Raw genomic sequence first — 12,968 nt, forward strand, 5'->3', positions numbered from 1 at the left:
GCAGGTCTTCCGCCCGGCTACCAGCGCAGCGGAAGGCCGGCGAGGAAGGTGTCGAGCAGACCGGAGATGATCCGGTGGTCGTGGGACGAGGGGTGCCAGTCGCAGCCGAGGCGATCCAGGGCGGGATCGTCGTAGTACCAGGAGCGGACCCGGTCGTCGCCCCGCCGGTTGCGTTCCTCGACGATCCGCAGGGCGGTCCGGGCGAACGCGGTGGTGTTGGCGAGGTAGGTGGCGCCGACCACGATGAACGGCGTGGGTCCGTACCGGGCGCGCAGCTTGTCGAGGAAGCCGTGGTAGGCCGCCTCGTAGGCGGCGGCCAGGCCGTCCTCGGTGGTCCAGCGCTCGCCCGGGTTGAGGGGGGTCGAGAAGTCGTTGATCCCGAGGCCGATCACGACGACCCGCGGCCGCCAGGTGTCCGGCTTCCGCCAGATGTCGCCGTCGACGTGCAGCAGGGCCCGGTCGTAGTACGTGCGGAAGTCGGTGCCGGGGCTGCTGCCGTTGTAGTTGCGGACCATGCCGAGGCCGGAGTAGGCGTTCAGCTGGTAATCGGCGTCCAGGCTGCGGGCGGTGAGGGCGCCGAAGGCGAGGTCGGCGTTGCTGTTCCGGTTGACTCCGCCGTTGCTCGAACAGTCGCGGGTGCCGGAGACATTGCCGTAGCCGGCGGTGAAGGAGTCACCGATGAACTCGATCTGCCTGCTCCGGGGCCGGGGTCCGGGCAGGACCGCGCCCCCGGGCGCGGCGAGAAACCCGCCGAACCGGCCCGCGGCCCACGGGCTTTCGGTGCGCTTGACGAGGCGCACGCGGTGCTCGGTGTCGGGGAGGTCGCCGATCCAGGAGGTGGTGCGGCCCGGCGTCACGAGCGTGGTGGCGGTCGTTCCGTCGATCTGGACGTCGTAGTCGTTGTCGGCGTCGTCGAGGACGATGCCGACACCGGTACCGCGGAAGCGGCCCTCGAAGGAGATGCCGGGCCAGGAGTACTCCACGGATCCGTCGGAGGTGTTCCTGACCCGGCCCGCTGTGTGGAACCGGGCGCGGGCACCGGATGCCTGTGAGGGGGACGCGGCAGCGGTGACGAGGCCCGCGGCGGCGGCCGTCACCAGTGTCCTTCGGGTGAAACGACGGGGCGTCTGCATGTGGCCATCCTTTGATGGTGGGGCACATGGTGCCGGGGCACGGCTGGGGCGGGGCACGGCTGGGGGCGGGGCGCGGCACACAACCGCACCACTGTAGGGGCGGGCCGGGGAATGCGACAGCTCCTCCGCCGCGCGAATCGGCCACCGAGCGTGCCGAGTTGCTCGCGGCCCGGGAGGGCGGCGCTCAGCCTTCGAGCGGCGCCGGCGGCACCCCGGGCGGCATGTTGTACGGCGTGACCACCTGGATCGCCGAGGGGAGGGCGGGCCCGTCGTCCGGCAGCGCCTGATGGGCCCGCATGATGGTCTGGCAGGCGCGGCGCAGGTCCTGGCGCAGGTCGTGGTGGAGGACCGCGGACAGCCGGCGCTCGCGCAGCAGCCGGGTGTTGTCCTGGTCCAGGTCGTGGGCGATGAACACGGCGCACTCCCGGCCGAGGGCGCCGAAGGCGTCGAGGGTGGCGAGGTTGCCGCCGCCCATGGAGTAGACCGCGACGATGTCCTCGTCGCGTTTGAGCGCCTCCAGGGCGAGTTCGCGCTGCGTGGCGTCCAGGCCGTCGCTGTCGGTGACCTCCACAAGGGACCGCTTGGGCTGGGTGAGGCGCATGGCGCCTCGGAAGCCCATCTCGCGCTCCTCCTCGCCGCGGAAGGAGCCCCGGCTGATGGTGGTGAGGACGTTGCCGGGGCGGTCGCCTAGCCACTGGCCGAGGAGGTAGGCGGCGGTGGCCCCTGCCGCGCGGTTGTCGATGCCGACGTACGCCACGCGGGCACTGTGGGGCAGATCGGTCACCAGGGTGACGACGGGAACGCCGGCCGCGACCAGCCGGCCGACGGCGGCGGCGATCTCCGGGACGTCCGGGGCCTTGAGGATCACCCCTTGGGTCCCCCGCTTGGCGATCTTGTCCAACGTCCCGATCAGCTCGGCGGAGGGGCACGTCTCCCGGAAGTGGAAGCGCGAGCGCACAACGGCGGGGTGCAGGGAGGGCAGCTCCGCCTCGAGCGCGTCACGCACGGCGCGCGAAAACCGCTCCGGCGCCTGCATGACGATGTCGATCATGAAGGTGCGGCCCCCGATGCGGATCTGGCTCCGCTGCCGGTCCAGGTCCTTGATCGCCTGGTGCACCTCCCTGACCGTGCTCTCCCGCACCCCGCCGCGGCCGTGGAGAACGCGGTCGACCGTGGCCGTGCTCAGCCCGGCCTGGCGGGCGATTTCCCTGATCGGATAGGGGTGTCCCATGGCTGTTCCCGATGGATGATGATGGTTTTTTGATGTACTGCTGAGGATTGAATGATGGGTTCGGATTCACAAGACTGGCAGAAAGGCAAGGACGGCGAAAGGACCCGGGATGTCCCCCACGCTTGAGGGATCACGGATGTGGCTCACCGAGGAAGACTGTGACTTCCACGCCTTCCGGTCGCTCGTGGAGCAGCGCACCGATCCGGGCGACCACCCCTCGGCCGAGGCAGTCGACCGGAACGTACCGCTCTACGACAGCGCCCGGCTGCGCGCCCTCGCGGACACCCCGGACGGGCGCCGGGCCGTTCAGGCGGAACTGGTCCGGGCCCTGCTGGACGGCCCCGGCATCGTGGTCCTCAAGGGCGCGTTCCCCGACGTGGCCGTCGTGGACCGGGCGTCCGAGGCGTTCAACGCGCTGATCGAGGAGGAGCGCGCCACCGGCGGGGCCCGCGGTGACCACTTCGCCAAGCCGGGCGCCAACGACCGGGTCTGGAACGCCCTGGACAAGGTGGCGGTGCGCGCCCCGGAGGCGTTCGCCGACTACTACGCCAACGACATGCTGGCGCTGATCTCCGAGGCCTGGCTCGGCCCCGCCTACCAGGTGACCTCCCAGGTCAACGTGGTCAACCCGGGCGGAGCCGCGCAGAGCGTGCACCGCGACTACCACCTGGGCTTTCTCACCCAGGAGCGGGCCGCGGCCTACCCGGCGCACGTCCACCGCCTGTCGCGCGTGCTGACCCTCCAGGGTGCGGTGGCCCACTGCGACATGCCCGTCGAGTCCGGCCCGACGATGTACCTGCCGCACTCCCAGAAGTACGAGCCCGGCTATCTCGCCTGGCGCCTCCCGCGGTTCGTCGAGTACTTCGAGTCCCACTACATTCAGCTCCCGCTGGAGAAGGGGGACGCCGCCTTCTTCAACCCCGCGCTCTTCCACGCCGCCGGGCACAACCGCACCGCCGACATCAAGCGCATGGCCAATCTGCTCCAGGTCTCCTCCGCGTTCGGCCGCGCCATGGAGACGGTCGACCGCGAGGCGATGGCGGGCGCGGTCTTCCCGGTGCTGCTGCGCCGCAAGGCCGAGGGCGCCTCCGAGGACTGGCTGCGCCGCGTGGTCGCGGCCACCGCCGAGGGCTACCCCTTCCCCACCCAGCTGGACCTCGACCCGCCGGTCGACGGTCTCGCTCCGCCCTCCCAGGCGGACACCGTGTGGCGGGCCGTCAGCGAGGGCTGGACCTCGGAGCGGCTGCGCGAGGAACTGCGAGCGGGCGCCGAGCGGCGTCAGGGCTGAAGGAGACACAGCACTCATGGGACTGCTCGATGACAAGGTCGTCCTCGTCAACGGCGGCAGCCAGGGCGTCGGCGCGGGCATCGTACGGGCCGCCGTACGAGAGGGCGCGACGGTCGCCTTCACCGGGCGCCGGGCCGAGGTCGGCGACAAGCTCGCGGCGGAGACGGGCGCGCACTTCCTCCGCGCGGACCTCGCGGACCCGGCGCAGGCGCGCGACAGCGTCACACGGACCATGGCCGCGCACGGGCGCCTCGACTGCCTGGTCAACGCGGCCGGGCTGACGTCGCGGGGCTCGCTGCTCGACACCACGCCGGAGCTGTTCGACGCCCATGTCGCGATCAATCTGCGGGCGCCGTTCTTCGCCATGCAGGCCGCCGTCGCCGACATGGTCGCCCGCAAGGCGCCCGGCACGGTGGTCAACATCATCACCACCTCGGCACACGGCGGACAGCCCTATCTGGCCCCGTATGTCGCCGCCAAGGCCGGGCTCGTCGGCCTGACCCGCAACGCCGCGCACGCCCACCGCCACGACCGCGTCCGGATCAACGGCCTCAACATCGGCTGGACCGACACCGAGGGCGAGGACGCCACGCAGCGCGCCTTCCACGGCGCGGGAGACGACTGGCGCGAGAGGGCCGCCGAGGCGCAGCCGATGGGCAAGCTCGGCCAGGTCGACGAGATCGCCGACTTCGTCGTCTTCCTGCTCTCCGACCGCAGCGGCGTGGTGACCGGCTCGGTCATCGACTGGGACCAGATCGTCATCGGCGGACTCGACTGAGCCGCCCCTCGGGCTGAAGGAACGAGAAACTCATGCGTATAGGCATCATGGGACTGGGCCGGATCGGCGCCTTCCACGCGGAAACCCTCTTCGGGCTCGACGCGGTGGACTCCCTCGTGGTCACCGACCCGGTGGCCACGGCCGCGGCCACCGCCGCGGAGCGGTTCGCGGCCACCGCCGTGGACTCCCCGGAGGCCGTGTTCTCCGCCGGTGTGGACGGTGTGGTCATCGCGGCCGCCACCGACGCCCACCCGGAGCTGATCCTCGCCGCCGTCAAGGCGGGCGTCCCCGTGTTCTGCGAGAAGCCCGTGGCCCGCGGCGTCGAGGAGAGCCTGGAGGTGCTGCGTGCCGTCGAGGCCGGCGGCGGCGGTGTTCAGGTGCATATCGGCTACAACCGTCGCTTCGACGCGGGATGCGCCGCCGCCCGCGAGGCTGTGATCAGCGGTGAACTCGGGCCGCTGCACACCGTACGGTCCACCACCCTCGACCCCGCGCCCCCGCCGGCCGGATATGTGGCCACCTCCGGCGGCATCTTCCGCGACTGCGCCGTGCACGACTTCGACATCGTGCGGTGGGTGACGGGCCGCGAGGTCACCGAGGTGTACGCGACCGGCGGCAACCGGGGCGCGGACCACATCCGTGAGGCGGGCGACGTCGACACGGCCTCGGCCCTGCTCACCCTCGACGACGGCACCATCGCCGTCGTCTCCAACTCACGCCACAACGCGCGCGGTTACGACGTGCGCCTGGAGCTGCACGGCATGAAGGACAGCATCGCGGTCGGCCTGGAGGACCGGCTGCCACTGCGCTCCGTCGAACCCGGCGCCACCTTCCCGGCCGGGCCGCCGCACGACTTCTTCATGGACCGCTTCGCCGACGCCTACCGCGCCGAACTCACCGCGTTCACCGAGGTCGTGGCGGGCACCCGCCCCTCGCCGTGCACGGTGGCGGACGCCCTCGAGGCGAGCTGGATCGCCGAGGCGTGCACCCTGTCGCTGCGCGAGAGGCGGCCCGTGCGGCTGACGGAGGTGCGCACGGCATGACGGACGGACCCCTGCGCATCGGTGTCCTGGGCGCGTCCCGGATCGCCGAGCTGTCGATCGTGGGTCCCGCCCGCGCGGCCGGCCACCGCCTCGTCGCGGTGGCCGCCCGTGACCGGGACCGGGCCGAGGCGTTCGCCGCCGCCCACGGCGTCGAGCGTGTGGTCGGCTCGTACGCCGATCTCGTCACCGACCCGGAACTGGAGGTCGTGTACAACCCGCTGGCCAACGGCGCGCACGGGCCCTGGAACCTGGCCGCGCTCCAGGCCGGCAAGCATGTGCTGACCGAGAAGCCGTCCGCGAGCAACGCCGAGGAGGCGGCCGAGGTGCACGCGGCGGCCGCGAAGGCGGGCAGCGCCTTCATGGAGGGCTTCCACTATCTGTTCCACCCGGTCACCCGGCGGCTGCACGAGCTGCTGGACAGCGGTGAGCTGGGCGACCTCCGGCACGTCGAGACCATGGTCGCGATGCCCGCCCCGCCGGACGACGACGTACGGTGGTCGCTGGCCCTTGCGGGTGGCGCGCTGATGGATCTGGGGTGCTACAGCCTGCACGCCCAGCGCATGCTCGCTCCCTGGGCCGGTGGCGCTCCGCGCCTGGTCGCCGCGCGCGGCGGAGCGCGGGCCTTGGCCCCCGGGGTCGACGAATGGCTCCACGCCGACCTGGAGTTCCCGAACGGCGCCACCGGCGCCGCCAACTGCCACATGGCGTATCACCAGTGGCAGATGAGCTGCCGGATCGTCGGCACCCGCGGCGAGGCCACCGCGGTGAACTTCGTCCAGCCGCACCTGGACGACCGGGTCGTGGTGCGAACGGCCTCGGGCGAGCGCACCGAGGAGCTCGGCCGCCGGTCCTCGTACACCTACCAGCTCGAAGCCCTCGCCGCCCACCTGCGCCACGGCGCGCCCCTCGCCCTCGACGCGGGGGACGCGCTCACCACCATGCGGCTCATCGACGACTGCTACCGGGCCGCCGGCTTCCCGGTGCGCCCGCGGACGGTCCTCCCGGCCGCGGCCTCGTGATCGGACGTTACGTCGGCGGGGCGTCGTCCCCGGGCGTTGCCCCCCGGGGCACCGGCTCGAGGCGCACGCTCTCCGGGTGTTCCAGGTAGGTGACGAGCGACGGCGGCCGGTAGCCGGGGTCCCCGTCGTAGTGCTCCTTCGCGGTTGTGGCCAGATACTCGAAGCCGTCGGCGCGGCCGTCCTTGTCCGTGGCCTCGCCGATGGGCCGGTTGAAGGGCTTGACCAATCGGTAAAGCCCCGTCCGGGAGGGGTGCGGAGAAGCCATCGGATCGGGTGCGACCCTGAATTCGACGCTCTCGCCGGGGGTTATCCGGATGGGGCCTTCAGGGCTGAAGGCCCCGGGCCGGAACTCCAGGCCGTATTCCCGGGCCCGCTCGACCATCCACAGCAACGCGATGTCCGACAGGGAGGTGTCGGTGTATCCGCCGCCGACATCGCAGTGCACCCCGCTGAACCACACCTGCTTCAGCTCCTGCCCCTGGACTCCGGGCTGCTGATGCCACAGCGTCGGCTCGAACGCCGCCCGCCGCTCGTCGATGGCCAGGGCGTGGAACGCGCCGTCCACCCGGGTGCTGAGCTTGGTGTCGTGAAACTCCCAGCGGTGGTTCAGCCGCCGCACCACGGGCCTCAGCCAGCGGGGCCCGAGAGCCGGGACACCGAGGGCACCGACGGTGTCCCACACGCCGATGAAGCGTATCCGCGGGTCGTGCGAGTACGCCCGGCGGAACAGGCTGGCCGCCACGCCGGTCGGCTTGTCGGCCGAACTGCGGTACAGGGACCACGCCTCGGCGATCCGGTCGGCGTTCTCCCGGCGCAGGATGCCGCAGTTGCGGACCATGCCGACGATGCTGCGCGCGGTGAACGCGCCCCTGCTGAACCCGAAGAAGTAGAGGTGGTCACCGGGTTCGTAGTTGTCGATGAGAAAGCGGTAGGCGTCGAACACATTGCGCGACAGCCCAATCCCGAAGGCGCCCCCGCGCAGCCGGTCCTTCCGGCTGGTGCCCACACCACGGTGGTAGTAGACGCACTGCCGGTTCCCGCCCGAGTCCTCGGAGGCCACGGTCAGGGCGAGTTTGGTGACATTGGTCGGGCAGGGGCGCCTGTCCTCGGTCTGATCGGGGGTGTTCCATGTACCGTCGCAGCACACGACGAGACGTTTGGGCATGACAGCCTTCCTCCCACGACCGTGTCCAGCCAGGCCGTTGGGTGGTTCATACCCTACGCATCACCCCCTCGGAGCGGAGGAACGACCCTCCGCATGCCGCTATGGTGGAGGTGCTCCCGCCCCTGGTGAACGAGCGGCGGTGTCGAGCAGTCAGGCGGTGCGGGCCGTATCGGCCCCCGCCTTCGCGACGCCCTCACCAGGCGTCCGTCCCGGCAGCACCGGCCACTCTCGCGGTCTCCCGTGTACTCCGCTGCCCCCTTCCCCCCATCGCACGCCCTGTCACACACCTGCGATCAGGAGACGCGCGCATGGCCACACCACCGCACCCCCGTACCTGGGTGCTGCTCGCGATGTCCGTGGGGGTGTTCTGTGTCCAACTGGACGCCTTCGCCCTCAACTTCGCCCTTCCCCGAATCGGCGCCGACCTCGGCGCACCCGGGGACGGAGCGCAATGGGCGGTGAGCGGCTATCTGCTGTCCACCGGCACGCTCATGCTCGGCGCCGGCCGTCTGGGCGACCTGTTCGGCCGCCGCGGACCGCTCGTGCTGGGTCTGTCCCTCTTCGGCGCCGCCTCCGTGGGGTGCGCGCTGGCCACGAGCCTGCCGATGCTGGTCGCCGCACGCGCCGTCCAAGGCGCCGGCTCTGCCGTGATCATGCCGGTGGGGCTGGCCCTGCTCACCAACGTCTATCCCGAACACCTGCGTGGCCGGGCCACCGGCCTCGCCCTCGGCATCGGGGGCGCCGCCACCGCCTGCGGCCCCTTCGTCGGGGGCACGCTCACCGAAACCCTCTCCTGGCGCGCCGTCTTCTGGCTGAACGTCCCCCTCGCCGCGCTCGGCGCCGTGTGGGCCTCGCGCGCCGCCGAGAGCAGTGACACCGGCGGACCCCGGCGACACCTGGACTGGCGCGGCCTGCTCACCGTCACCGGCGCGCTCGCCGCGCTCGCCGTGCTCCTCGATTGCGCCCAACGCGGCGCGCCACGGGGCGAGATGGCCTTCCTCGTCCTGCTGTGCGCGGCGCTGCTCGGCGCGTTCGTCCACGCCGAGCGCCGTGCGCCGCATCCCCTGGTCGGGTTCGCCCTGTTCCGCAACGGCCTCTACGTCGCCCTGACCCTCACGGGCGCCGTGGCCAACACCGCCGCCGTGATGTTCCTCTTCGTCGTCCCGCAGTCCCTTCAGGACCGATGGGGCTGCTCCGCCATGGCTGCGGGCGTGGCCTTTCTCCCGGCGGCCCTCGCCATGGCGGTCGGCGGTCCCCTCGCGGGACGCGTCGCCACCCGGGACGCCGCGCCCGCGATGGCCGCCTGCCTCGGCGCGGGCGCGCTCGGCCTGTCCGGGCTCGCCCTCGCTCCCTCCTTCGCCGTCTATCTGACCGTCGCCACCTGCTGCGGTGCCGCCCTCGGGTTCGGCAACGCCCTCACCCTCGTCGCCACCCAAGGAGTCATCCGCCCGGAACGGGCCGGCGAGGCCTCAGGTGTCACCAAGACCGTCATCACCGTCGCCGCCGGCCTGGGCGTTGCCCTCGCCGGTGTCGGTGCCGGGGCCGCCGCCGACACCGCGCTGCTGGTCACGGCCGCCGGTTGTGCGGCCGCGTGCGCGGCGCTGCTGGGGTGGCGCGTACGACATGGTCCGGACCTCGGCGGGCGCGGTCGGTGTCACTTGAGATAGGGGCCGTCACCGCCGATCTTGCCGGGGCCGTTCAGTACGTACACCCGGAGGTTGCCCTTGCCGGGGGCCGCGACGGACAGCGAGCCGCCGGCGACGGTCTTCACGTCTCCCGTGACGGCGTCGGTGTACGTCCCGTTCGGAATGCCGGTGAAGGTGGCCCCGCCGGTGACGGTGACGAGCGCGAAGCTGTCGGTGCCGCCGCTGGTGTAGCGGCGTTTGAACGCCATCGGGCCGGTGATGCCGTCGGTGGAGTACTGGCCCATCTGGAGGGCCGGGACGGCCCGGCGGATCCGGTTGAGCCGCTGGACGTGCTCGACCAGGGGCTGGGCGAGAGTGGTGGCGACCTGGCCGGTCGCGGAGTCGGCCTTGCCGAAGTCCGAGGCCGTGACGGATCCGGCCAGATGGTCGCCGTAGTACGCGCGTCCGGTGGAGGCCAGCGGGCAGGTCGGGCCGCAGTCGATCTGTTTGCCCTTCTGGAACTCGATCTCCGAGCCGTAGTACAGCGTCGGTATGCCGCGGAAGGTCCACATCAGCGCCATGTTCTCGGCCCAGGCGTCGGTGCCGCCGCTGTAGCGGTTGCTCGACTTGTTCGGGCCGTAGTCATGGCTGTCGACGTAGACGACGTTGTAGGTGGCGTCGTTGACGCTGTCGTCGGAGTCCTTGCCGTTGTTGTACGCGTTCTGCGCGTCACCGAAGTTCATGTGCATGCGCATATCGATGATGTTCATGCCGGAGAACCGGCTGTGGTCCGGCGTGTGGTAGGTGTTGCCGTCCAGGAAGGCGTTGGCGGAGGTCGGCTGGTTGCCCGTGCCGAGCTGCTCCTCGTGGTCGTACTGCTCGATGGCCGCCTTCTCGTCGTCGGCGCTGTACTCCTTGCGCTCCTTCCACGTGTAGAACTGCGCCGAGTGGTTGACGGACCCGCGGTTCCACTTGTCGTTGACGAAGGCCGCGACCTCGCCGAAGACAAAGAAGTTGCGCGCCGCCTCGGCGCCGAACTTCCTCGTGACCCGTTCCTGGATGGCGGGCAGGAAGCGGCGGTTCCAGGTGACGCGCGGGATGTGGACGGCCGTGTCGACGCGGAACCCGTCGACGCCCATGTCGATGTACTTGTCGTAGGCGCCGATCAGGTAGTTCTGCACAGGGGTCGACTCGGTGTCGAAGTCGGCGAGGTCCTCGTGCAGCCAGCAGGAGCGGGAGTCCTCGCCCTCCCAGTTGCCGATCCAGCACTGGTGGTAGTACTGCTTCGGGAACATCCCCGAGGTGGGGCCGGGCCACTGGCAGTTGTAGAGGGTGTAGCCTTCGGGGCTCTTGCCGCCGGTCGGCTTGGACCAGTTGAGGCAGGTGTTCCCGGCCGGTTCGGCCGTGGACCACAGGTCGCCGTTGTAGTACGACTTCCCGGACTTGGGCTCGACGGTCAGGCCGTCGTACGCGAAGCCGTCGTTCTTCTCGTCGTAGTACCAGCTCCACTGGGCGTCCCGGACGCCGTACACGGTCGGGGTGAACAGGCCCTTGGCACCCCAGCGGGAGCTGTGGTTGTACACGACGTCCTGGTAGATCTTCATGCCCTTGGCGTGGGCGGCGTTGATCAGATCCTGGTAGGAGGCGCCGTCCGACTCCAGGCGCGGGTCGACTCGGTAGAAGTCGTAGCCGTGGTAGCCGTGGTAGTCGTAGTCCGAGCGGTTGAGGACCACGGGGGTGACCCAGACCGCCGAGAAGCCGAGCGCCTTGATGTAGTCGAGTTTGCCGATCAGGCCCTTGAAGTCCCCGCGGAACATGGGGTCGTCGTTGGCCGCGTTGCCGGACTTCACATGCTGGCTGCCGCCGCGGTTGTTGGAGCCGTCGCCGTCGAAGAAGCGGGCGGTGAGGACGAAGTAGACGGGGTCCTTGCGGGGGTCGGTGCCCAGCGGGGTGCCGGCGGCCGGTTCCGGCGCCTTCTCCCCGGTGGTCGCGGTGGCCGCCGCGGAGGCGGGGGAGGTGTTGCCGGCCGCGTCGACGGCCCTGACGGTGTAGGCGTACGTGGTCTTCTCCTCGAGGCCGGTGTCGGAGAAGACCGTCGAGGTGACGTCCGTGACGACCGTGCCCCTGGTGCCGCCGGTGCGCGTGACCTGATACTTCGCGACCCCCGTGTCGTCGGTGGCCGCTGCCCAGCTCACGACCACGGAGGTGTGGGTGGCACTGGCCGTGATCCCGGTGGGCGCCGTCGGGGCCTGGGTGTCCGGGGCCTGCGCCGCGCACGGGTCCTCGGCGTCGGCGGTGACCGTTCGGTCCTTCACCGTCGTGGTGCCCGTGGGGATGGTGTAGTCGGAGCTGTTGTTGTTGTCCCAGACGCCGTTGCCGTTGTTGAACGCGGCCTTGAGCGAGGCGGCTGTGCCGATGTCCAGCGTCTTCTTCCACCAGCCGGTGCAGGCGGGCTCCATGCCGACGCCCGGGGCGGTGGTCCAGGAGCCCCCGGCGGGCGCGTAGTGGATGTTGGCGGTGGTCCATCCGGTGGTGGCCGTCGAGTAGTAGACGGTCGCCTTGTTGCCGGAGCCGTCCCCGGTGCCGTCACCGGTGTCCGCGCAGGGGTCGCTGTGGGCGATCACCCCGTCCTTGACGGTGATGTTTCCGGTGCCGAGGGCGTAGTTCTGGCCGCCGTTGTTGTCCCAGGTGCCGCTGCCGTTGTTGAAGGTGGCCCGCAGCCCGGTGGCCGAGCCGAGGTCGACGGTCTTCTTCACCCAGTCCGTGCAGGCCGCCTCCATCGGTAAGCCGGGGGCGGTGGTCCAGGCGCCGCCGTCGGGGGCGTAGTGCAGATAGGTGGCGGACCAGTTCTTGGTCTTCGTGTAGGAGAAGACGGTCGTCGTGTTCGAGGTGGCGGCGGCGGTCCCGACCGGGGTGGGGCGGGACTCCGGCGGGCCCGCGACCAGCCCGAGCACCCCCGCCGCCGCGAGGGCCGTGGCGAGCGTGCGCCGCAGCGGAGCTGGTCGTCTGTCGCGCAAGGGTGCCGTTGACGTGGGTCTCATGGCGTCTCCCAGTGGGGGGAGCGGGTGGGGGAGTGCGCTGAATCCAGAACCGGCAAGTTGCTGCAAGCTCTTTCATCGCAAGCTACAGGGACATGACAGCCCGGTAAAGAGATGCGACGCGGCCCACACTGCCGCGGGAGGGGCGGATGCCGCCCCGAGGGAAACCGGGCGCCGGAGGGTGGCTAGGCGCAGGACGGGCACAGCCCGTGGTACGTGACCTCGGCCTCGGACACCGTGAAGCCGAACCGCTCCTCCGCGGGGAGGTCGGCGAGCGGGTTGCCGATCGGGTGGACGTCGCGGATGGTGCCGCAGCCGGAGCACACCAGGTGCTGGTGCGGGCGGTGTGCGTTGGGGTCGTAGCGCTTGGCGCGGCCGTCGGTGGAGACCTCTATGACCTCACCGAGGGTGACCAGCTCGCCCAGGGTGTTGTAGACGGTCGCCCGGGAGATCTCGGGCAGCCGCCGGGCCGCGCGGGCGTGCACCTCGTCCGCCGTGAGATGCACATGGTCGCCGTCGAGGACCTCCGCTACTACGCGCCGCTGGGAAGTCAGCCGCCAGCCACGCCCGCGCAGTCGCTCCAGCAGGTCACTCATATCGGCTCACCTATTCGGGTTCGGTAGGACACCCGGAGTTTACCAGCGGATG

Annotated in this window: 10 protein-coding genes; 5 read left to right on the plus strand and 5 right to left on the minus strand. The window is 71.1% G+C overall.

Going from position 1 to position 12,968, the window contains the following annotated elements:
• Window positions 1–17: 17 nt before the first annotated feature.
• Window positions 18–1,133, minus strand: a complete 1,116-nt coding sequence (locus tag ACH4S9_RS28075) for an SGNH/GDSL hydrolase family protein (protein ID WP_398374340.1) — start codon at window positions 1,131–1,133, stop codon at window positions 18–20.
• 184 nt (window positions 1,134–1,317) lie between these two features.
• A complete protein-coding gene (locus ACH4S9_RS28080; protein ID WP_361194065.1) occupies window positions 1,318–2,364 on the minus strand; it encodes a LacI family DNA-binding transcriptional regulator in 1,047 nt (348 codons plus the stop codon).
• 109 nt (window positions 2,365–2,473) lie between these two features.
• Between ACH4S9_RS28080 and ACH4S9_RS28085 the strand changes: the two genes are divergently transcribed.
• The 4 genes from ACH4S9_RS28085 to ACH4S9_RS28100 are packed head-to-tail and all read left to right on the plus strand — an operon-like array spanning window position 2,474 to window position 6,492.
• Window positions 2,474–3,652, plus strand: a complete 1,179-nt coding sequence (locus tag ACH4S9_RS28085; protein WP_398374342.1) for a phytanoyl-CoA dioxygenase family protein — start codon at window positions 2,474–2,476, stop codon at window positions 3,650–3,652.
• 16 nt (window positions 3,653–3,668) lie between these two features.
• A complete protein-coding gene (locus tag ACH4S9_RS28090) occupies window positions 3,669–4,430 on the plus strand; it encodes an SDR family oxidoreductase (protein WP_398374343.1) in 762 nt (253 codons plus the stop codon).
• A 32-nt stretch (window positions 4,431–4,462) separates the two neighbouring features.
• Window positions 4,463–5,473 carry a Gfo/Idh/MocA family oxidoreductase gene (locus ACH4S9_RS28095; RefSeq protein WP_311722246.1) on the plus strand — a complete coding sequence of 337 codons (1,011 nt, stop codon included), beginning with the start codon at window positions 4,463–4,465 and terminating at the stop codon, window positions 5,471–5,473.
• Window positions 5,470–6,492: a Gfo/Idh/MocA family protein gene (locus tag ACH4S9_RS28100; protein WP_385337636.1), complete on the plus strand. Its 1,023-nt coding sequence runs from the start codon at window positions 5,470–5,472 to the stop codon at window positions 6,490–6,492. The genes ACH4S9_RS28095 and ACH4S9_RS28100 overlap by 4 nt, the downstream gene beginning before the upstream one ends.
• 7 nt (window positions 6,493–6,499) lie before the next feature.
• On the opposite strand, the gene ACH4S9_RS28105 is transcribed toward ACH4S9_RS28100, so the two are convergent.
• Window positions 6,500–7,657, minus strand: coding sequence for a DUF2235 domain-containing protein (locus tag ACH4S9_RS28105; RefSeq protein WP_398374344.1), 1,158 nt, complete (start codon window positions 7,655–7,657; stop codon window positions 6,500–6,502).
• A gap of 308 nt (window positions 7,658–7,965) precedes the next feature.
• On the opposite strand from ACH4S9_RS28105, the gene ACH4S9_RS28110 reads away from it, so the two are divergent.
• A complete protein-coding gene (locus ACH4S9_RS28110; RefSeq protein WP_398374345.1) occupies window positions 7,966–9,324 on the plus strand; it encodes an MFS transporter in 1,359 nt (452 codons plus the stop codon).
• Here ACH4S9_RS28110 and ACH4S9_RS28115 read toward each other — a convergent pair.
• Together ACH4S9_RS28115 and ACH4S9_RS28120 are read right to left on the minus strand one after the other, a co-directional pair.
• Window positions 9,312–12,323: a carbohydrate binding domain-containing protein gene (locus tag ACH4S9_RS28115; protein WP_398374347.1), complete on the minus strand. Its 3,012-nt coding sequence runs from the start codon at window positions 12,321–12,323 to the stop codon at window positions 9,312–9,314. The two genes, ACH4S9_RS28110 and ACH4S9_RS28115, sit on opposite strands and share 13 nt — an antisense overlap.
• Window positions 12,324–12,505: 182 nt before the next feature.
• Window positions 12,506–12,916 carry a Fur family transcriptional regulator gene (locus ACH4S9_RS28120; protein WP_352127484.1) on the minus strand — a complete coding sequence of 137 codons (411 nt, stop codon included), beginning with the start codon at window positions 12,914–12,916 and terminating at the stop codon, window positions 12,506–12,508.
• Between the last annotated feature and the right edge of the window lie 52 nt (window positions 12,917–12,968).

This window comes from Streptomyces sp. NPDC021225 (assembly GCF_044332865.1).
Classification (GTDB): Bacteria; Actinomycetota; Actinomycetes; order Streptomycetales; family Streptomycetaceae; genus Streptomyces.

Coding starts and splice junctions, on each gene's coding strand:
- ACH4S9_RS28110 (WP_398374345.1), top strand. CDS start 7,966: ATGGCCACACCACCGCACCCCCGTACCTGGGTGCTGCTCGCGATGTCC.
- ACH4S9_RS28100 (WP_385337636.1), top strand. CDS start 5,470: ATGACGGACGGACCCCTGCGCATCGGTGTCCTGGGCGCGTCCCGGATC.
- ACH4S9_RS28095 (WP_311722246.1), top strand. CDS start 4,463: ATGCGTATAGGCATCATGGGACTGGGCCGGATCGGCGCCTTCCACGCG.
- ACH4S9_RS28085 (WP_398374342.1), top strand. CDS start 2,474: ATGTCCCCCACGCTTGAGGGATCACGGATGTGGCTCACCGAGGAAGAC.
- ACH4S9_RS28090 (WP_398374343.1), top strand. CDS start 3,669: ATGGGACTGCTCGATGACAAGGTCGTCCTCGTCAACGGCGGCAGCCAG.
- ACH4S9_RS28115 (WP_398374347.1), bottom strand. CDS start 12,323: ATGAGACCCACGTCAACGGCACCCTTGCGCGACAGACGACCAGCTCCG.
- ACH4S9_RS28120 (WP_352127484.1), bottom strand. CDS start 12,916: ATGAGTGACCTGCTGGAGCGACTGCGCGGGCGTGGCTGGCGGCTGACT.
- ACH4S9_RS28080 (WP_361194065.1), bottom strand. CDS start 2,364: ATGGGACACCCCTATCCGATCAGGGAAATCGCCCGCCAGGCCGGGCTG.
- ACH4S9_RS28105 (WP_398374344.1), bottom strand. CDS start 7,657: ATGCCCAAACGTCTCGTCGTGTGCTGCGACGGTACATGGAACACCCCC.
- ACH4S9_RS28075 (WP_398374340.1), bottom strand. CDS start 1,133: ATGCAGACGCCCCGTCGTTTCACCCGAAGGACACTGGTGACGGCCGCC.